The organism is Aneurinibacillus migulanus, assembly GCF_001274715.1.
Classification (GTDB): Bacteria; Bacillota; Bacilli; order Aneurinibacillales; family Aneurinibacillaceae; genus Aneurinibacillus; species Aneurinibacillus migulanus.
Window position 1 is genome coordinate 3,018,708 of the sequence record NZ_LGUG01000004.1, and the last position, 18,083, is coordinate 3,036,790.

At 41.6% G+C, this 18,083-nt stretch carries 18 protein-coding genes and 1 pseudogene; 13 read left to right on the forward strand and 6 right to left on the reverse strand.

Going from position 1 to position 18,083, the window contains the following annotated elements:
• Positions 1-225: 225 nt before the first annotated feature.
• The 5 genes from AF333_RS16355 (at position 226) to AF333_RS16375 (ending at position 5,116) form a co-directional block, all read left to right on the forward strand.
• On the forward strand, positions 226-1,197 hold the full coding sequence (locus AF333_RS16355) for a 2-hydroxyacid dehydrogenase (protein ID WP_043063406.1): 972 nt from the start codon (positions 226-228) through the stop codon (positions 1,195-1,197).
• A 158-nt stretch (positions 1,198-1,355) separates the two neighbouring features.
• Complete coding sequence (locus AF333_RS16360) at positions 1,356-2,285, forward strand: PD-(D/E)XK nuclease family protein (protein WP_043063405.1); 930 nt, start codon at positions 1,356-1,358, stop codon at positions 2,283-2,285.
• A gap of 21 nt (positions 2,286-2,306) precedes the next feature.
• Positions 2,307-3,035, forward strand: a complete 729-nt coding sequence (locus tag AF333_RS16365; protein WP_043063404.1) for an MOSC domain-containing protein — start codon at positions 2,307-2,309, stop codon at positions 3,033-3,035.
• A gap of 14 nt (positions 3,036-3,049) precedes the next feature.
• Positions 3,050-4,036: an arsenic resistance protein gene (locus AF333_RS16370; protein WP_043063403.1), complete on the forward strand. Its 987-nt coding sequence runs from the start codon at positions 3,050-3,052 to the stop codon at positions 4,034-4,036.
• A gap of 84 nt (positions 4,037-4,120) precedes the next feature.
• A complete protein-coding gene (locus tag AF333_RS16375) occupies positions 4,121-5,116 on the forward strand; it encodes a hypothetical protein (protein WP_074715185.1) in 996 nt (331 codons plus the stop codon).
• A 10-nt stretch (positions 5,117-5,126) separates the two neighbouring features.
• On the opposite strand, the gene AF333_RS16380 is transcribed toward AF333_RS16375, so the two are convergent.
• The gene (locus AF333_RS16380) at positions 5,127-6,350 is read right to left on the reverse strand and encodes an IS701 family transposase (RefSeq protein ID WP_043065383.1); all 1,224 of its coding nucleotides are present in this window, start codon (positions 6,348-6,350) and stop codon (positions 5,127-5,129) included.
• 345 nt (positions 6,351-6,695) lie between these two features.
• Here AF333_RS16380 and AF333_RS16385 point away from each other — a divergent pair, with 345 nt between their 5' ends.
• The 4 genes and pseudogenes from AF333_RS16385 (at position 6,696) to def (ending at position 8,477) form a co-directional block, all read left to right on the forward strand.
• On the forward strand, positions 6,696-6,905 hold the full coding sequence (locus AF333_RS16385; RefSeq protein WP_043065282.1) for an alpha/beta-type small acid-soluble spore protein: 210 nt from the start codon (positions 6,696-6,698) through the stop codon (positions 6,903-6,905).
• Between the two features lie 258 nt (positions 6,906-7,163).
• Positions 7,164-7,487 (forward strand): annotated as a pseudogene (locus tag AF333_RS16390) (hypothetical protein); the annotation flags it as partial.
• Between the two features lie 206 nt (positions 7,488-7,693).
• Entirely contained in the window at positions 7,694-7,936 is a 243-nt protein-coding gene (locus AF333_RS16395; RefSeq protein ID WP_043065280.1) for a helix-turn-helix domain-containing protein, read from the forward strand.
• A gap of 22 nt (positions 7,937-7,958) precedes the next feature.
• Positions 7,959-8,477, forward strand: a complete 519-nt coding sequence (gene def, locus AF333_RS16400) for a peptide deformylase (RefSeq protein ID WP_043065279.1) — start codon at positions 7,959-7,961, stop codon at positions 8,475-8,477.
• Between the two features lie 357 nt (positions 8,478-8,834).
• On the opposite strand, the gene AF333_RS16405 is transcribed toward def, so the two are convergent.
• On the reverse strand, positions 8,835-10,073 hold the full coding sequence (locus AF333_RS16405; protein WP_043070260.1) for a M20 family metallopeptidase: 1,239 nt from the start codon (positions 10,071-10,073) through the stop codon (positions 8,835-8,837).
• 471 nt (positions 10,074-10,544) lie between these two features.
• On the opposite strand from AF333_RS16405, the gene AF333_RS16410 reads away from it, so the two are divergent.
• On the forward strand, positions 10,545-11,309 hold the full coding sequence (locus AF333_RS16410; protein WP_043065278.1) for an NRDE family protein: 765 nt from the start codon (positions 10,545-10,547) through the stop codon (positions 11,307-11,309).
• Positions 11,310-11,371: 62 nt separating this feature from the next.
• On the forward strand, positions 11,372-11,734 hold the full coding sequence (locus tag AF333_RS16415) for a hypothetical protein (RefSeq protein ID WP_043065277.1): 363 nt from the start codon (positions 11,372-11,374) through the stop codon (positions 11,732-11,734).
• A gap of 227 nt (positions 11,735-11,961) precedes the next feature.
• Here the strand turns inward: AF333_RS16415 and AF333_RS16420 are convergent, their stop codons facing one another.
• Positions 11,962-12,909 (reverse strand): DMT family transporter, encoded by a 948-nt coding sequence (locus AF333_RS16420; RefSeq protein WP_043065276.1) that lies wholly within the window; start codon positions 12,907-12,909, stop codon positions 11,962-11,964.
• A 73-nt stretch (positions 12,910-12,982) separates the two neighbouring features.
• A complete protein-coding gene (locus tag AF333_RS16425; protein WP_043065275.1) occupies positions 12,983-13,303 on the reverse strand; it encodes an ArsR/SmtB family transcription factor in 321 nt (106 codons plus the stop codon).
• 468 nt (positions 13,304-13,771) lie between these two features.
• On the opposite strand from AF333_RS16425, the gene AF333_RS16430 reads away from it, so the two are divergent.
• Positions 13,772-14,359 carry a YitT family protein gene (locus AF333_RS16430; RefSeq protein WP_043065274.1) on the forward strand — a complete coding sequence of 196 codons (588 nt, stop codon included), beginning with the start codon at positions 13,772-13,774 and terminating at the stop codon, positions 14,357-14,359.
• 156 nt (positions 14,360-14,515) lie between these two features.
• Here the strand turns inward: AF333_RS16430 and AF333_RS16435 are convergent, their stop codons facing one another.
• A complete protein-coding gene (locus AF333_RS16435) occupies positions 14,516-15,505 on the reverse strand; it encodes a zinc-binding dehydrogenase (protein ID WP_043065273.1) in 990 nt (329 codons plus the stop codon).
• A gap of 228 nt (positions 15,506-15,733) precedes the next feature.
• Between AF333_RS16435 and AF333_RS16440 the strand changes: the two genes are divergently transcribed.
• Positions 15,734-16,597: a LysR family transcriptional regulator gene (locus AF333_RS16440; RefSeq protein WP_043065272.1), complete on the forward strand. Its 864-nt coding sequence runs from the start codon at positions 15,734-15,736 to the stop codon at positions 16,595-16,597.
• 234 nt (positions 16,598-16,831) lie between these two features.
• On the opposite strand, the gene AF333_RS16445 is transcribed toward AF333_RS16440, so the two are convergent.
• On the reverse strand, positions 16,832-17,938 hold the full coding sequence (locus AF333_RS16445; protein WP_074715204.1) for an Ada metal-binding domain-containing protein: 1,107 nt from the start codon (positions 17,936-17,938) through the stop codon (positions 16,832-16,834).
• Positions 17,939-18,083: the final 145 nt, after the last annotated feature.

The window sequence follows — 18,083 nt, forward strand, 5'->3', positions numbered from 1 at the left end:
TCAAAATGAATCATAACGACACTTATTTGTCTATTTATGAAACATAATTTATATGTGTTGCAGATTAATTATTTTATGTTCAAAAAAGAAACTGTGATGATTAATTATGCGACATTTTTGTTTATTATTGCATCAGTAACCTCTGTTAAAAAGGACTTTCTGCAAGGTTATCGAAAACAGTTGTAATGAAATTTGATACAATTCCCTAATTAAAGAGGTGGGCAGATGAAGCAAAAAAAAATCGTGGTTACACGGAACATTCCTGAAGAGGCGATGGCATTGCTTAAGGAACACGGCAATGTATACGTTTGGGATTCCGTAGATAATGTGATTCCGTATGAAACACTCGTGGAAGAAATAAAGGACGCCGCTGCATTGTATACAATTGTAGGCGACCGGATTGACAAGAACTTGCTGGACCATGCGCCGCATTTAGAGGTCATTAGCACGATGGCGGTCGGTTATGACAATATTGATGTAGCTGAAGCCAGGCGACGAGGTATACCGGTTGGTCATACACCTGGCATCTTAACAGAGACAACTGCTGATTTGACGTTTGCATTATTAATGGCAACTGCTCGCAGACTCGTAGAGAGCTCGGACTACTTGCGCCAGGGACAATGGAAGAGTTGGAGCCCGATGCTTTTAACAGGACAGGATATTTACGGGGCTACGCTTGGTATTATCGGAATGGGACGCATTGGAGAAAGCGTAGCACGGCGTGCAACCGGATTTGATATGAAGATTCTCTATCATAATCGGAGCCGGCGGCCAGAAGTAGAAGAGACGCTGGGTGCCGTATATTGCTCGATGGAAGATCTGCTGAAGAAGTCTGATTTTGTTGTACTTCTCGCACCCGCATCTTCTGAAACACGTCATCTCATGGGTGAAGCGGAATTTAAACAGATGAAGCCAAGTGCCGTGTTTATTAACGCTTCACGTGGCAGTAACGTAGACGAAGAGGCACTATATAATGCGCTCCGAACTGGAACGATATGGGGCGCTGGCCTCGATGTATTCGAAACCGAGCCTGTAGCATCAGACCATCCATTGCTTTCGCTTCCAAATCTGGTAGCCTTGCCGCACATCGGAAGCGCCAGTATCCATACAAGAATCAAGATGGCCGTACTCGCAGCCCAAAACCTCATCGCAGGCTTGCGAAAAGAGCCGCTTCCGTTTGAAGTAAAAACGAAGTAAGCAGTTCATTCTTAAGATAGTATGTTTATATGAAGCAGCCCGCTTTGCCAGCTATAAAAAGGACGGGCTGTTTGTTATTGCCAACTCCATTATTTAGCTAGAGTGGTATTTTGTATTATACTAGGGGAAAATACGGCAAACCAAGAGGGGGGAAATACATGCCCTATCAGACTAAGCCATATCCCGAATGGTCGTGGTCTCTATCACGCGACCAAATGTTTCATGCTTGCAAGCGTCAATATTTTTACCATTATTACGCTTCACACGGCGGATGGCTTCTGAGCGCGCCACCGGACGCACAAACGACGTACCGTCTAAAAAAACTGACCAATCTTTATCTGGTTTTGGGCGACGCGGTACATACGGCCGCGCAAAAGCTGATTACTCTGCGTGAACAAAATAGGACATATCCGACAAAAGAACAAATCGTTACATACATACGCGGCGCATTGAATACTGCCTATCAGGATTCCAAAAAAAAGGCGGAGTGGTGGGGATATCCTAAACAATATACAATGCTTCATGAAATGTATTATGGGGGAGAACTGCCACGCGAGCGCGTGGAAGCTGTAGGCAACCGTATTGCGGTATGCGCGGAACATTTATTGATGAGCGAGAGCTGGCGTGAGATTCGCGATGCAGACAACATTACGATTCTTGAAGTCGAGAAGTTAAACGACTTTATCGTTAACGATAAAAAAATTTATGTCAAACTGGATGCATTGTACCGGCGCGGCGATGGAACATACGTTATCGCTGACTGGAAGACAGGAAAAGTGGCGGAGAAAAACGAAGAACAATTGCGGCTTTACGCCTTGTATCTCCATGAATACTATGGGGTACCTCTTACTCACATCGAAGTACGGACCGAATATTTGCTGGACGGATTTTGTATGCGCAGCGTTCTGACCGAAGAAGATGTGGACATTATTCGACATAAAATTTCTGCTAGTGTGCGAAGCATGGAAAGCTATCTGGATGACACATATTATAATCGGCCGCTTCCAATAGAACGATTCGCTGGAGCAGGGGAGACAAGTGTATGTGGAATGTGCAATTTCCGCCAGGTCTGCACAGAGAAGCAATAGAGTGAAAGGAGAAGATGAAGGGTGATAGTTGGAGAACTTAAAGAGATTGTTCGCCATCCTGTGAAGTCTTTTCGTGGCGAAAGTGTCCAGAATACAACGATTGAATCCTACGGCTTGTATGGGGATCGTAGCCACGCGTTTTTAGATCAGACGCGTCCTGGTTACTTTTTAACAGCAACCCAATTTCCGGCTATGATTGGGTATTGCGCTGAATTTATCGGACAGGAAAATCCGAATGAATTTCCGGCCATACAAATTACCACTCCTGATGGAAAAACATATCTCTGGGGTGACAAAGAACTCACGCTAGAGCTTGAGGAACGAAGTGGCAGAACGATTTCAACCATACAATACGATCCGAAAGAAGTACCGTTAGGGGCAATTGAAGAGGAACACGTATTGCTGACAACAGATGCATCACTTGCCCAGCTGGAAAAACTCTGGGGAGGAAAAGTAGACAATCGGCGCTTCCGACCTAATCTACTTATTTCTCTAGACAAACCTGTTCCTTTTGTAGAAGAATCGTGGTTTGGAAAACGGCTGCAAATAGGAGAGGCGGAGCTGGAAGTGAAACGACACTGCGAACGCTGCATGATTATCACGATTAATCCTGACACATATGTGCAGGATTCTTCTCTGCTGAAAACGGTTGTGCAGGAAAGGCAGAATCATTTTGGCGTATATGCCTCTGTAATCAAACCAGGAAAAATCAATGTCGGCGATAAGATTCATGTAGTGGATCATTTATAGCGTAGGAAGAGAAGATGATTTCAAGAGAACAAGTAGAGAATAACCAGATATGGCTTTACGTGGTAATGATCGGTATTGCGGCTGGCATTGGTCTTACATGGCCGGCATTTAGCACGACATTGGATTGGACGATTTCTTTTATTCTTGCGATTTTGCTTTACGGAATGTTCACCCAGATCCCTTTTCTCCGGCTAAAAGAGGCGCTTTCCAATCAGCGTTTTACTTATGCACTACTTACAGTGAACTACCTTATCATTCCTGCCCTTGTTTGGACATTGACGCGCTTTCTTCCGGACCATCCGTCTTTGCTGCTGGGAATTTATCTTGTCCTGCTTACACCGTGTATTGACTATGTTATTGTGTTCACGCATCTCGGGAAAGGAGACGAGAAGCTTATCCTCGTCTCGACCCCAATTCTTTTTATTACGCAGATGGTTTTTCTTCCTATATACTTATGGATATTTATGGGGGAGCAAGCCGCCAAAATCGTTAGTATTCAACCGTTTCTTGAAGCATTTTTCGGTCTTATCGTACTTCCGCTGGCACTTGCGCTTGTTACACAACTATGGGCAAAGCAGAAGCCTATCGGGGAAAAATTCCTTGCTGCTACAGCTTGGCTCCCGGTGCCCTTTATGGCTATAACGCTTTTTGTGGTTATCGCATCTCAAATTGGAAGATTGTACGATTCCTTTGCCTTGATTAGCCAGGTGATTCCTGTTTATATGGCATTCATGGTTATCGTACCGCTTTTGGCCCGTCTGATTGTCCGTATGTTCCGCCTCGATCCCGAGTCCGGACGTGCGCTTATCTTCAGTGCCGGAACACGTAACTCCCTCGTCGTGCTTCCGTTTGCCCTGGCTTTACCTGATCCTATGAATCGATTGGTGTCTGCCGTCATTGTTACTCAGACGCTCGTCGAACTTGTTGGTGAATTGGTTTATGTTCGTCTGATACCACGGGTAATTTTACGGGACGCTGTCATGGTAGACAAGCAAAAATAAGAGATGGATGACACTATGGATTATTGACAAAGGTAAAGACTGTAGTAATTGTATATTTCGGAAAGAAAGAGGAGGGGGTTCATAATGAGTCCGAAAGAAAATGTAGAACATATAATACAAAACTTTATAGTAGCAGAACCGGAAAATTGTCATAGCATTAAAAATAACCTTATTCTAGCAGTAAATACTCCAATAGCGGCAACGGAAGCTACATCCTTACTTATTTCTTACATCATAAATATAGGACACGAAATGGGGAACAATGGCTTTTATAAAACAGTACATAGCCCTGAACGTATGGTTATGATTTTGGAAGTACTGCATGAATGTCTCACAGCAGGAGCGGATTTTGAGCCTGTTATTTCACCCATATCACGCCTTCTTCATCTAGATCGAAAGGAACGTGAAAAATCACAAACTGAACTATATCTGCAGTATCGTGTAGCTGCTCTTTTAAACGAAGCACTTCGTATGGGGATAGCTTTTCCGAAGGAAGCAATAAATCGAATCCTATCTCCTCATTACTTCAGTGACAAACAAACGAAAGAGTATATATGTAGTATTTATTGGAGTCTTGCGGAGCAAGGTGTCGATATATCATGTAAGATTAATGATCTTATTACAATTTTTCGTAATAAAGAAACGCCTACATTAGAAAACAATTCACTTTCCGCTCTGTGGGCAGCTGTACGTAAAGGATTTTTTGATTCACACATACCAGATAGTGATAAGACCTGTCGTGTATGGCTATGGCATCTAGTGACTACATGTACATGGAAGCTTAAAACCAAGTATGAAGAAATCACTCGATTAGGTTCTGTAGGATGTCTGATTGAAACAGCAAGGAGATATCCACAAACACAGAGTCTTATTTTAGAATGTATGGAAAAATGGGGAATACGAGAGCCAAAACGTCCTAGAACTGATTTTCATCATGATTTGGTTGTACTCTTCTCACTTTGTAAAGATAATCCGGGAACTACATGTTTACCTGCTAATTATACAATTACTAAAAAACTGGACTCTTGCATTTTTCCGTCCGATCCCAAAAATGGGCATACGGGTGGCGTAAAAGAATAAAATGTAACGATTACGAGGATAGTCTTAGATTTTTAAGCACTTCAACCAGAGGTTTTTGTGCCCATCCTTGTTCATAGGCATACAAAATGAGCTGCCCCATACAGTCCTTTCGAATACGACGTACCACATCTCCTAATGTGAGCGACGGCGAATGGCGTTTTCCTTTCGCCTGTTCAAGCGCAAGAAACGTATACGCCAGAAACTGAATCGTCCAAAATCGTTCGATCCCTTTGTGCGAAAGGTGCTGGTACTGATCGAAACCAAGCAACTCCTTAAAGTACCGATACCCAACTTCGATTTGCCAGCGTACGGCATAGTGGCGCAGGACGGTCACGACATCCAGGCTGGTATCCGTACACAGTAGGCAAAACGGTAGTTTTTTCGGGTCAAACTTGTCTTCCCAGGACAGAAACACACGCACATTTTCCATGTTGCTCAGCGGTCCTTCATACGCGTACACCTTATACGTCTGACCGTCTACGGTAACGGGGCAGAGGTCAGTCGGGCGAAGAATGGTGGACGCAAATGTGGACGTTTTGATTTTCATCCCAAACGGAGCGATCATTCGATTCGAGCGAAACGCACCAATGACATGAAATCCCTTTTTGGTACAGGCATCGATCAGCTTTTTACTGGTGTACCAGCTGTCGATCAGGACATATACGTGTTCATCTGGTGAAGAAGAATAGGTTTCAAGGAGTTCAATCGCCAGGTCATTTTTACTTTTGAACGGGACGTTTCGCTCTTTGCAGTCTTCCTTTCGAAAATAGGAACGAAAATCCCAGGCAACCGAGAGATCATCCGTTACCACATGAGCCGTCACGAGCGAATGAGACCAGACCGATTTTCCTTCTGAATGAGAATAATGAAAATCGAGACCCTCCATTTTCACAGTGGAACGTTCTTTTTTACATTGTGTGTCGTCTAGAATCAGGAACGTAATCGGACGTGTATCTCCCCATTTGGCACGCGTCTGGCGAATGGTTTCCATCAAATAGGAAAGCCGCTGCTTCGTAACGTATTGGGGGTTCCAAGGAGATTCCTGTAAAAAGCGAGTCATACAACTAAGGTCGCGATCATGGTTGGATGATCGTCGAATTTGGCTGATGTTGACTCGGCCCTCGCAAAGAATGATGCCATGAAGAAAAGCAAGCAAATGTCGGTGTTGTGGCTTCGATAAGAGTAAATTCAGCGCAAAAACAAACTTGACGATAGAAGAGTGAAAAGTTACCATAAAAGTGGACATTCTCCTTTTGAGTGGTTTTAGGTGTGGTAGCCCAAACTTCTATAAAAGGTCGGAATGTCCTTTTTTATTGCTCATTTTTCGACAAATTTTTTACAAGAGTCCAGTAAAAAAGGGATTATGATGACATAATACCCGATTTAGGGCTCCTCACTTTAACCATTAAGGATTTTTTCTTCGGAGAAGGTGGAAACACCGGGCCTTTTCAAGTTGGATGGAAAATAAATGTTTACGAGGAATTTTAAAAAATTTCCAGTCTCGTGTATAAAATCTTAGTCTACGAGGAATTGTAAGACTGTTATTACCTACACTTTACTATACAGGAGGCATTCTACTATGGCTCAACAACAGAGCAGAAATACCAACAATCTGGTTGCACCGCAAGCACGCGCTGCATTGGATATGATGAAATACGAAATTGCTGCTGAATTCGGCGTACAGCTTGGCCCGGATACAACTTCCCGCCAAAATGGTTCCGTAGGTGGCGAAATTACCAAGCGTCTTGTACAAATGGCTGAACAACAGCTCAGTGGACGTTATCAGTGATCCATCTGTGCATAAGTACTAACTTGTAGCGATTGCATAACAGCCAACCCCTCCAGCCTACATTGTGGAGGGGTTTTATGTTGTTGATATTGCGTTATATAACATTGCTTTACTACCGATTTATCAGGGGGATGCTATCCAATTCTCGGATCTTTTTCGTTATGATATATATACCTATATACATCTGACTTTATAAATGTACATATTCTTGTGGTAGGAGGTAAGAAAAGAAGGAAAGGCGGTGGGCGTATCCACCCTCTTCTTTCCTACATGGCAGTAGGATGGACCGGCTTTGTACCAGACGCCTGCAAACAAACACAGCTTCACATACCGGAGAAGATCGCGCCATATCTTTGGGGATGGCCTAACCGTTTTCTTAAACGAATGGAGCAAGCTGGTACGCGTGTCGTTATCGTTGGTGGCAGTGGTGATTTCTCACGCGGATTTGATACCACAGAAGACATTGACCGTTTGCCGTCCGGTTTTGCAGGAATCATCTGGACCAATCGCATCGACCGAATCGCGCCACTAATCAAACAAAGAACACCCAGTAGTACACCGTATACAAGTATAAACTTCTAACAAACCTTTTGATCACACCGTTCAGATGAGCGGTGTTTTTTTTCATTGGAATACATAATTTGCACGTTTCATATCTTGACGACAAAATATTAGGTGTTGTTTAATAAAATTAGTTAACACCTAAAAAATATAGGTGTTACATACACATGTATAACTTCCGTCTTTACACCATAAAAATGCCTATAGGTATAAAAAGGAGGAACATCATGCTGGAATGGGTGTTACGAAACGTCATGGCCGAAAAAGGCATCTGGTCAGGTGCTGCGCTTAGACGTCTATTAAAGGAAAAAGCCGGATATGACCTATCTGCGCCTTCAATTAGCGCGTTGCTAACCGGTCAGCCGAAACAAATGAAGGCTGAAACACTGGATGCCCTATGCACGGCGCTGGAGTGTACGCCGAATGATTTATGGGTTCATACGCCTTCCCCAAAAATGAAGGAAGCATAACCTGGAAGGAGAGGATACATTCGTGTCACAAAAAAGGATTTTGCCGTTTGGCGACCCCATTCTGCGCAAAAAAAGCAAACCTGTTGATGAAATTACGCCAAAAATTATCAAACTGCTTGATGATATGACAGATACGTTATATGCGGCTGACGGGCGAGCAGGTCTGGCAGCTCCGCAGGTAGGGATATTACGCAGAGTGATTGTTATGGATTGCGGGGATGGGTTAATTGAGCTAATTAATCCAGAAATTATAAAGATGAGTGGTGAGCAAACGGGTTCGGAAGCTTGCCTGTCCTTCCCTGGTTACGCAGGCATCGTAAAACGGGCCAACCATGTGATGATTAAAAGTATGAATCGGAGGGGAGAAACCTTTTTTCTTGAAGGTAGAGGCTTTCTTGCTCGTTGCATTCAGCATGAAATCGATCACTTGAATGGAATTCTGTTTATTGATCACGTGCAAGGAAACGCGCTATACCACGAAGAAACCCGGCAAAAAATCGATTTATTCGATGTCATTCGTTTATCGAACCAGCATGTATAAAAAACAATTATCAAACTGCTGGAAAACAAATAATACAAAAAAGGAGGCACGAGTAACAATGAAAGCTGCCTGCCGACGATGCTTGACATCTGTCGACAGGCGCAAGATAAGCTAGATCACATCTGTTGATTATCCATCCGACGCCCGTTTAGGGCATGATGTGGTGGCTATCCACTCTGGATCGTACTGGATAATCAACACCCTTGAAGCTAGGGATGAGAAGTAGGGCATGTGCTCGTCATTCGTCCCGATGGGTATACCGCTTTTCATCAAGCGCTGTAGCCCGGGACAAATCGTCGAGAAGCTGAAGCGTTGGCTACAGTCTATTAACGAATAATCGGAACGTTATTTGTCATTTCATGCATCTTTTGTTTCTGATACTCCTAAATACTCTATTGCCATTGCGATGAAGAAGCGGATCGATGCTAGGTATTTATCGACTTCTACCCATTCATCCGGCTGATGTGCCATTGTCGGTTCTCCCGGTCCATAGATAAATGTTGGCACATGCAAGTGAGGTGCAAACACCGAGCCGTCCGTAAAATAGCGCACGCCTTTAGGTTCTAGAGACCGCTCAATATGCTTGCGAGCACAATCGACAGCAAGCTGGACGAATGTATCTTCTGAATCGGTTGTAAGAGGTGGCATGTCATTAGCAATCCGAATATCATAGGAGGCGCCTGCCATATCGCAAAGCTGGGCTAGTCTCTCGCGCAATTGCTCGACAATTTCGTCGTGATTCTGACCGGGAACGGTACGGATATCGAGTGTACACGTACAACGATCCGGAACAACATTCGTTTTAATGCCGCCTTGAATCGTACCGATATTCATGGTCGGTCCACCAAGCAGGGGATGTTCGTTATATTCAAATTCGTGTGCATCCAATTCGCTGATAAACCGAGTAAGAGTCTGAATAGCATTCACCCCTTGCTCCGGCATAGAGCCGTGCGCTGTTTTCCCGTAAACAGTAACCTCTATCCACAACGCACCTTTATGAGCACAAAAAATCTCATTGGCACTTGGTTCGGAAATAACCATAGCTGTCGTATCGTCTATTTGACCTTTCTGTACAATCTGTTTGGCGCCAAAGCAATCTACTTCCTCACCGACTGTGCCGACGAAACGCAGCGTGCCACCCAGCTTGATTCCTGCACGCTGGAGACATTCAAGCGCCAGTACCATAGCCGCCACACCGGCTTTCATGTCGGTTGTTCCACGGCCATACATGCGACCATCTACCACATCACCACCGAACGGAGCATGCTTCCACTCCACTTCCCCTATAGGCACTGTATCGAAGTGACCGCTGTAAGCGAGGACTTTGTCTGTCCTTGCTTGCTGTCCGGTCCTATAAGTAGTTGTAGCGCCGGAGAGTGCAGCAAACAAATTCGTTCTGTCCGGTGCCACTTCATCCAATTCTACAGAAACACCTGCACTAACCAGCCTGTTTTCAATCGCTTCTGCTACCGCTTTTTCTGCACCGGGTGGATTCACGCTATTGATACGAACTAACTTCTGCAGAAATGCGATCGCATCCTGTTCATCGATATATGCACATGCTTTGTCAACTAGGTTCACTTCTGTTAAAGCCACGTGACATCATCCTTTCGTCTTTTTTACATTTTCACTTTACAGTACTGATTCCTCCTTCGCCGTTATGGTGCTGATTTCCTCCATCTTTCAGTAGCATCGATACAGTTACAAATATCCGTTTTCGATATATAGTAAAATGAAAAAAACACGGAATGAAAAACATGGAAGCGTGTCTTTTTCCAACCGCTCCCGCAACGGGACACGAACCGACACCCGTTTGAGGCACGGTGTGGTGGCTGGATAGTATTGGATAATCAACACCCTTGATAGCGAGAAATATATTGGATGGATTACAGCCGTGCATCCAGAAAAGAAACAGTGCAATATCACAACATTAGATGGGAAGGTACTAAAAAGAGATACGGATTAAAAAGTTGTAACTTAGTTTGGGGATTAAATAAAATTTATTAGTTATAGAGGGGAGGAATCTGCTCCGGATTGTTATGATTTTTCGGAGCAGGATACATTTTTATGTGTTTACTTTTATTTTCTTACAAATCTCATCCTTCATATCCGTTACTCATTGGGGCAAACCGGGATGAATTCTATCAACGTCCTACTACCTCAGCTGCTTTCTGGGAAGATTATCCGAACGTACTAGCAGGTCGTGATCTGGAAAAAGGGGGTACCTGGATGGGAGTGAACCGGGATGGGAAATTCGCAGCACTAACCAATTACCGAAATCCCTTACACAATCGTCCCGATGCTGCATCACGCGGCTATTTGGTCAGCGAGTACCTAACAGGGAATACCGATCCGCTCGTCTATTTAGAAAAGGTGAAGCAAGAAAAGGAGAGGTACAACGGATTTAATTTATTAATCGGGGATATAAACAGTCTATACTACTATGCACCGATGACAGACGAAATCGTGGAAGTCGCGCCTGGTATTCACGGATTAAGTAATGATGTGTTGGACACGCCCTGGCCCAAAGTAAAAAAAGGCACTAAACGTCTAGAAGAAACCTTACAGAAACAAAGTGTGGAAGCAGAAGAGATATTCCATATTCTTATGGATGCCGAACAGGCTGAGGAAAAGGAATTACCTGAGACAGGAATAGGAAAAGAGATGGAGCGTATTCTTTCTCCTTTATTTATCGCAAGTCCCGGATATGGCACCCGTTCCATGACGGTCCTTTCTATAGATAACGATAATAATGTTATGTTTACTGAAAAATCGCTAATAACTGAGACGATGGAGTGGAGGTCTGCTTATTTCTCCTTTTCGGTCATTTGAATGCTTGTCCAGTCTGCGAATGTGGAAATAATGATTAGAATCGGTATTAGGGGGACTAAAGGATGGGAAGAGAAATACAATTTGATGATGAAAGTGTAACTTTAAAATTGAATGGGGCAACAGGGTTTTTTGCTCTAAAATTCAAATTAAAAATACCTTATAACACAATCAAAAGTGTATATGTTGATTATTTTGATGCTCCACAATGGATGCTTCGGATGCCTGGAACTTCTATTTCGGCACTTAATATTTTTGAGGGAAGCTTTAAATATGCTGATGAATGGTACTTTCTTTCCTACGAGAACAGAGTTCCTATGTTAATCATCGAATTAGAAGAACATGAAAAATATAAGTATGTGATATTTGAGATAGATGATCCCACAGATGTTGCATCACATATCCGAAAGCGCATAAGGGAACTGTAAGATCCTCTCGCTACTTTACATAGCGAAGTTGCCCGACTGTTTGAAATTCCTACAGCAATAGAAAGAATTAGTGTTTACATCGTTTAAAAACTAGAACGCACGGAACTAACGCTAATCGTTAGTTCCGCAAATTTTTCTCTTAATTAAGTTTTTTTGATGCCTTTATAATCATAAGGGTACTGTTTGTTATCATTATGCTTATGAATCAGATCGAACATCTCATTCTGTCATACACGCCGGTTAGTTCGCTGCTTCACAAATACTTTACTTTTACTGACACTTTTGGATGTAGCAATATAGACACCCATCAACACCATAATCATTCCAAGTATTTGTTTCCATGTAATCGTTGAGCTGTATAGCATAACGGAGAATAATGTTGTAACAATTGGAGTTAGATTTAGGTAAATACTTGTTTTACTTGCTCCGATTTGTTCTACTCCTTTATTAAAAATGATATATCCAATAAGCGTTCCGCATACAACCATATAAAACATCTCTAGCCATCCTTGTAATGATAAAGACGGAACAGTTTCCCATCCTCCTTCAAAAAACGAACTAATTGCAAGAAAAATAGAGCCTATCAAGGTCATAATTGTAGTTGCGAATAATGGAGACACATCTATCATAACTGCTTTCCCAACTAAACTATAAAGCACCCCGCATGTTAATGCTGCAATGAATAGTAAATCCCCTTTATTAAATGACAAGGAAAGAAACGTATCTAATGAACCCTTCGTAATTACAATAATAACACCTATTAGTGATAGAACTAAGCTAATTCCTATCTTACTACTCCAAGTTTCTCTTAAAAAAAGAACAGCTCCTAACGTAACAAATACGGGCATTGTGGCTATAATTAATGACCCGTTAATTGCAGAAGTATAATTGAGACCTAAAAAGAAGAATGCATTGTAACCAAAAATACCGGTCAATGATACAAGTAGTAAGCCTTTCCATCGTTTTTTCAACACGTTTATATTCCATTCGGATTTGATTGTTACATAAATCATTAAGATGATTCCAGCTAGTGCAAAACGAATGGTTGCAGCAACAAGAGAAGGGATTTCTGTAACTACATGCTCTGCTGTTGAAAACGATCCTCCCCAAAATAAAGGAACGAATAGCATGAGCAAATATATACTGTTCCATTGATTTTTTTTCTTATTGTCCATATTTTAGTCCTCCTAACTACACTATTTATATTTATAAGTTTAAACTTTTAAACATAGTTATCAAAAAAAAAAATTAAAGACCTGTTTCAATTGCTAACATCAAGTCTTTAATTTGTGTCAAGAACTCTTTAGCACTTAAAGAATAGAATTTCTCATTGCCACTCTTGTTAAAAGTAATCAAACCTGCTTGTCTCAATATCTTTAAATGATGAGAAACAGCCGGTCTTGAAATTTCCATTCTTTCTGTTATTTGATTCACATTTAAGCTATCCCGCTCAAGTAAAAGCATGATGATTTGTTGACGGTTAACATCCCCTAAAGCTTGAAATATAGGAGTTGCTAATCTAAATTTTTCTAAAATAAGTTCTCTATTTTTACAATTATAATGTTCCATACTATTCATCCTTATATGTTCAAACTTTTAAACATATTTATTCTGCTCTAATGATTATGATTTGTCAAGTTACAGATAAATCAGTTTTTCATAAAATCAGCTGAAGAACCTGAAAGAACGGGACGTACAGTGGAGTGGGGGAACGGGGGTAATTACCCCCTTCTACGTAATTAACACAAGAACAAGAACAATAAGAACGAGGAGTATAAAGATAACGAGATTTACGTGAAGTGCATTCATGTATGAATTCCTTCTTCCTTTTACGTAAAAGTCGATATTATATTATGTGAATGATTTGAGACAAGTGTTAGGCAATTGCCCTTCTTAAAGTCTTACTGTCCAGTAATCTCCATTATATAAAAAGCAACCTTTGTTAAACTAAAGCTGACTTTAATTCGACAGAAAGATTATATAAGAAAGTGGCAGCATATACATGAACATGCCCTATTTTTGGAGATGAGCTTATATATGCCGTTTTTTTCAAAAGCATTAGCGATTATTATAGGAAGCTTCATTTTAGCAATTGGTATTGACGTTTTTCTTTCTCCCATTGAAGTGTTAGACGGAGGATTTATTGGTATCGGTTTAATATTTAAGTATTTGTGGGGAATTAAAGCAGGTCTAACCATTATTATGTTTAGTATTCCTGTTCTTATATTAGGCTGGTTTAAGTATCGAAATTATTTCTACAATAGTGTACACGGAATGTTAATATCATCATTTATGATTGATTTATTACAACCACTGGAATATTATTTTGCTTCTTATGTTCAAATATCTCCACTACTAAGTTCTATTATAGGTGGAGCATTTATTGGTTTAGGTATTGGTATTATGCTCAGATATGAGACGAGCACAGGCGGCGCCGATCTATTAGCCCAATTTCTCACTAGCATTTTTCATATAAATGTAGGCGTTATGATTTTTATAATCGATGCAATTATAATAAGTCTCGGGGGACTACTTTTTTCTTCAGAAACCTTTTTTCTCTCTGGTGTGACGATTACAGCTGGAGGAGTGGTTACCAGCTTATGTACCTTAAAGCACACCTGTTGATACACCCTTGATAAATTATATAGTAAATCGTGGCTGCTACCTGGTGCTGGAATAAACCAGGATATTAACCAAAGGGACGGTAGCTAACTGGTGCACTTTTTTCGTTTTCCTGGCGCAGGCATTTCCAATCCAGAAGCATGGTGTTTCCTTTTGCGATTAAATCTTCAAACAAATATTACCGAATTGATTTCCTTCTTCCATTCGCTTGAAAGCTTGCACAGCTTTATCAAGTGGATATACTTGGTCAATCACAGGTCTGATACGGTGTTCCTCAATAAAATGAAGCATATCCTTAAATTCTTCCTTACTCCCCATTGAAGTCGCAAGGAAACTAAATTGATTGCGGAAAAAAAGTGATAAAGAAATTTCTACTTGGTCTCCTGTGGTTCTTCCAAATTGAACAATTCGTCCTCCGGGTCGTAACACAGATAGAAATTTAGGAAAGACGGCAGGACCAATACTATCAATAATCAAATCAACCAATTCACCTTTTAATGACTTGTTCCAATCACTATTACTGTAAATCGCATTGTCTGCTCCCATCTCTAACGCATGCTTTAGTTTTTCCTCGCTCCGTGAAGTCACCGTAACCTTTGCACCTATAGCTTTGGCCATAGTCAAAGCATAGGTAGCCACACCACCTCCAATACCGGGAATTAACACATGCTCACCTTTTCGAACTTGTCCCCGTGTAAATAAGGCCCGAAATGCAGTCAAGGCAGCCAAAGGAAGTACGCCGGCTTCTTCCCAAGAGAGGAAAGATGGTTTCTTTTCGACATTTTCAGCAGGAATAATCGCGCTTTCCGCAAACGTTCCATCAGTTGGAATACCCAATATTTCAAGGTTTTCTGGTACATTTGAAGCATGCATCCAATTGAGGGTTGGATTAATTATCACTTCATCTCCCACTTGGATATGTTGTACTCCATCCCCTACAGCTTCTACAATTCCAGCTCCATCGGATCCAGGAATTACAGGCTTATCTAGATCTTCTTTTCGCTCTTTCATAAGAAATAAATCACGATGGTTTAGTCCTGCGGCTTTAATCCGCACTTGGACATTACCGGGTTTTGGTTTATCCTTTTTGACATTTTGGATACTTATCCCGTTTATTCCACTTACTCCATAATGAATAACGGCTTTCACAATAAACTCCTCCTATCAATCAATCATATTTGTATTTAAAATAAGAACGAACCAAAGAACGGATTTCCTGCTCTATAATCATTTCCAGCATAAGGATTTTCCCTAAAGCGATATGTTATGATTAAATGAGCTTGGATATCTGCAAGATTATCAGAAAGCTAAGATAAGTGGAACTATCGTTATGTTTGAAGGGTATAACGAATGGTTATATCGATTGGAGTGAAACTGATGAATATAGAGTGGTTGCAAAGCTTTACAGAGGCTACCAAGAGAAAAAGCTTGTCCCAAGCTGCTAAAGCACTTAATCTTTCCCAACCTGCACTGAGCAAACATATTCGTAATCTGGAACATGAGCTTGACGTAGTATTGTTTCATAGGACCTCTTCCGGTATTGAACTAACGGAAGCTGGTGAACGTTTTCACAATCGAATTGTACCCGTTATCGCTGAACTAATCACGATTCGCCAAGAATTACGGCAATTTCGCCAAACTACGCCTATAGCTATAGGTAGTCTGCCTAGTTTAGCAACTTACTATTTACCTTCAAGGATCCAGGGGCTTCGACTTTTGGACCGACCAATGACATTAATGATTCAAAACACATCCGGGGAACTGGTGCAATCATTACAGGAAGGAAGACTCGATGCAATTTTTGTTGATACATTGTATATCGAGAAGTCATTGTGGAGTTATGAATTGTTTACGGAGTCTTATTATGCGGTGTTTCCATTACATCATCGTTTCCGTTCGCGAAAAACTGTTGCGCTTTCCGAATTATACGAAGAACCACTGATCGTTCATCAAGCACCTTGCGATACAAGGAAGCATATTATCGAACAAATGGAATTGCTGGGGCACAAGCCTAACATTATCAATGAGGTGGCTTTTGGCGACTTTATTCTTGGCGCTGTAACGGCTGGAATGGGAATAACGATTATCCCTGAATTGATGGCTAAACATATCGGTCATCTCCAGCTATTCGCTTTGCCTATTACTAATTTTGGAAGAAGCAGATCCGTTTCGTTGGCTACCCAGAGTGCTAATCTCGGATCACAGTTATATCAATTTATATCGACCACAGACAACGAATGATCAAGCTTCTTTGTGAAAATGGCCCTATTAACGTTTATTATTGATTTTAAGTAAAAAAAGAGGGACCTCCATATGTAGGGGAGTCCCCTGTTAGTTCAAGAGCCACTTACATCGGAAAACTGGTTACCATTGCATTGCCCAAGATCGTGAATCCACATTTCTTTAGAGCCTTGAGTGACCCGATGTTGACCTTCGCAGAACGAGCCTATAACGGGCGAATTAGTACATAACATTTTAGTAGAGGGATCTCCATAAATAAAAAGTGGCGTAAGATTCCCAGTTTGTCCATGTTGCAGACAATTGTAAAATTTCTTCTTTCGTCGGTTTATTTTCCATACCTCTAAGATACTTGATGACATTATGTAGACCGACATCATCAATGGGAAAAGCCGAAGGAATTCTCAGGCAGCGCATCAAAACATAATTGGCCGTCCACGGCCCAATGCCGCGGATTTTAGTTAGCATTTTTTCCGCTTTTTTATAATCCCCTGCGTCCAACAACCGCTCTTTGGTCAGTTTTCCTTCAACCATTAGCTGAGCTACGCCAATCAGATATTCACATTTCTTGACTGTCATTCGCAATACAGCCAAGTCTTCGACCGTCAATGCTGCGATGTTATGTGGGCTAGGGAATATCCAATATCGTTCTCCTTCACATTCCACATGTCGGCCAAAGTTTTCCACAAGGCGTCTTTTTAACGTATAGGCAAAAGTGAGGTTAATTTGTTGACCAATGATCCCCCAACAGATCGCCTCGAATAAATCGGGGATACCGACATTGCGCAACCCATGGAACTCGTCAACGGCTTTTTGCAACAGTATATCGGTCTTCGCTAAATCATAAAACGGGACCAGGTCCGTATCCAAATCGAACCAATCCCGGACATAGCGCGCTATCGCAGCACGTACCCATTTGCGTGAAGGCGTTGTACCTCCTAAAAAACGGATGGTCATTACATTTTCATAATCTGCGCTAATTTCAACAACGGGCGTTTCCTGTTCAATCGGTATAGCTTTGTAAACCCGCTTATCCTTGATATGAAACAAGCATTCGTTAGGAGCATTGGATAGGTACTTTAAATTTTCAGCAAAGCTAAATTCCTTCGGCACAAACAATGTTACTTCTTGCTTATTATCTTCCCAGGAGCCATGAGGAAGACCAGAACAGCAGTTCTTGCACGGCCGGTACCCCTTTTGTTCTGCTTCTGCTCTCGACTTAAATTGGATCGTGTTTTCCAGTTTAGGTTGTCCTTTACACCAAGGAAAACAATAAATCTTCATTGTTGCTATACCAGTAAAATAAGGAGCATCCCACTCCGGATAAATTGTATTCTTTTTCATAAAAATCCTCCATTCATTGCACTACCACCGCACTTTTAGTTTTAACATAAAAACAAAACGTACAATTTCGATATCTTGCTATTACATTCGCAAATGCGTACATAGGGCCATCATGGAGGGTATACTGTGGGTGGAGGTGAACCAA

Bases quoted from the DNA above. Each gene is read 5' to 3' on its own strand.
- AF333_RS16440 (WP_043065272.1), top strand. From the start codon at position 15,734: ATGAATATAGAGTGGTTGCAAAGCTTTACAGAGGCTACCAAGAGAAAA.
- AF333_RS16430 (WP_043065274.1), top strand. From the start codon at position 13,772: ATGCCGTTTTTTTCAAAAGCATTAGCGATTATTATAGGAAGCTTCATT.
- AF333_RS16380 (WP_043065383.1), bottom strand. From the start codon at position 6,350: ATGGTAACTTTTCACTCTTCTATCGTCAAGTTTGTTTTTGCGCTGAAT.
- AF333_RS16425 (WP_043065275.1), bottom strand. From the start codon at position 13,303: ATGGAACATTATAATTGTAAAAATAGAGAACTTATTTTAGAAAAATTT.
- AF333_RS16370 (WP_043063403.1), top strand. From the start codon at position 3,050: ATGATTTCAAGAGAACAAGTAGAGAATAACCAGATATGGCTTTACGTG.
- AF333_RS16355 (WP_043063406.1), top strand. From the start codon at position 226: ATGAAGCAAAAAAAAATCGTGGTTACACGGAACATTCCTGAAGAGGCG.
- AF333_RS16385 (WP_043065282.1), top strand. From the start codon at position 6,696: ATGGCTCAACAACAGAGCAGAAATACCAACAATCTGGTTGCACCGCAA.
- AF333_RS16375 (WP_074715185.1), top strand. From the start codon at position 4,121: ATGAGTCCGAAAGAAAATGTAGAACATATAATACAAAACTTTATAGTA.
- AF333_RS16410 (WP_043065278.1), top strand. From the start codon at position 10,545: ATGTGTTTACTTTTATTTTCTTACAAATCTCATCCTTCATATCCGTTA.
- AF333_RS16420 (WP_043065276.1), bottom strand. From the start codon at position 12,909: ATGGACAATAAGAAAAAAAATCAATGGAACAGTATATATTTGCTCATG.
- AF333_RS16415 (WP_043065277.1), top strand. From the start codon at position 11,372: ATGGGAAGAGAAATACAATTTGATGATGAAAGTGTAACTTTAAAATTG.
- AF333_RS16445 (WP_074715204.1), bottom strand. From the start codon at position 17,938: ATGAAAAAGAATACAATTTATCCGGAGTGGGATGCTCCTTATTTTACT.
- AF333_RS16395 (WP_043065280.1), top strand. From the start codon at position 7,694: ATGCTGGAATGGGTGTTACGAAACGTCATGGCCGAAAAAGGCATCTGG.
- AF333_RS16360 (WP_043063405.1), top strand. From the start codon at position 1,356: ATGCCCTATCAGACTAAGCCATATCCCGAATGGTCGTGGTCTCTATCA.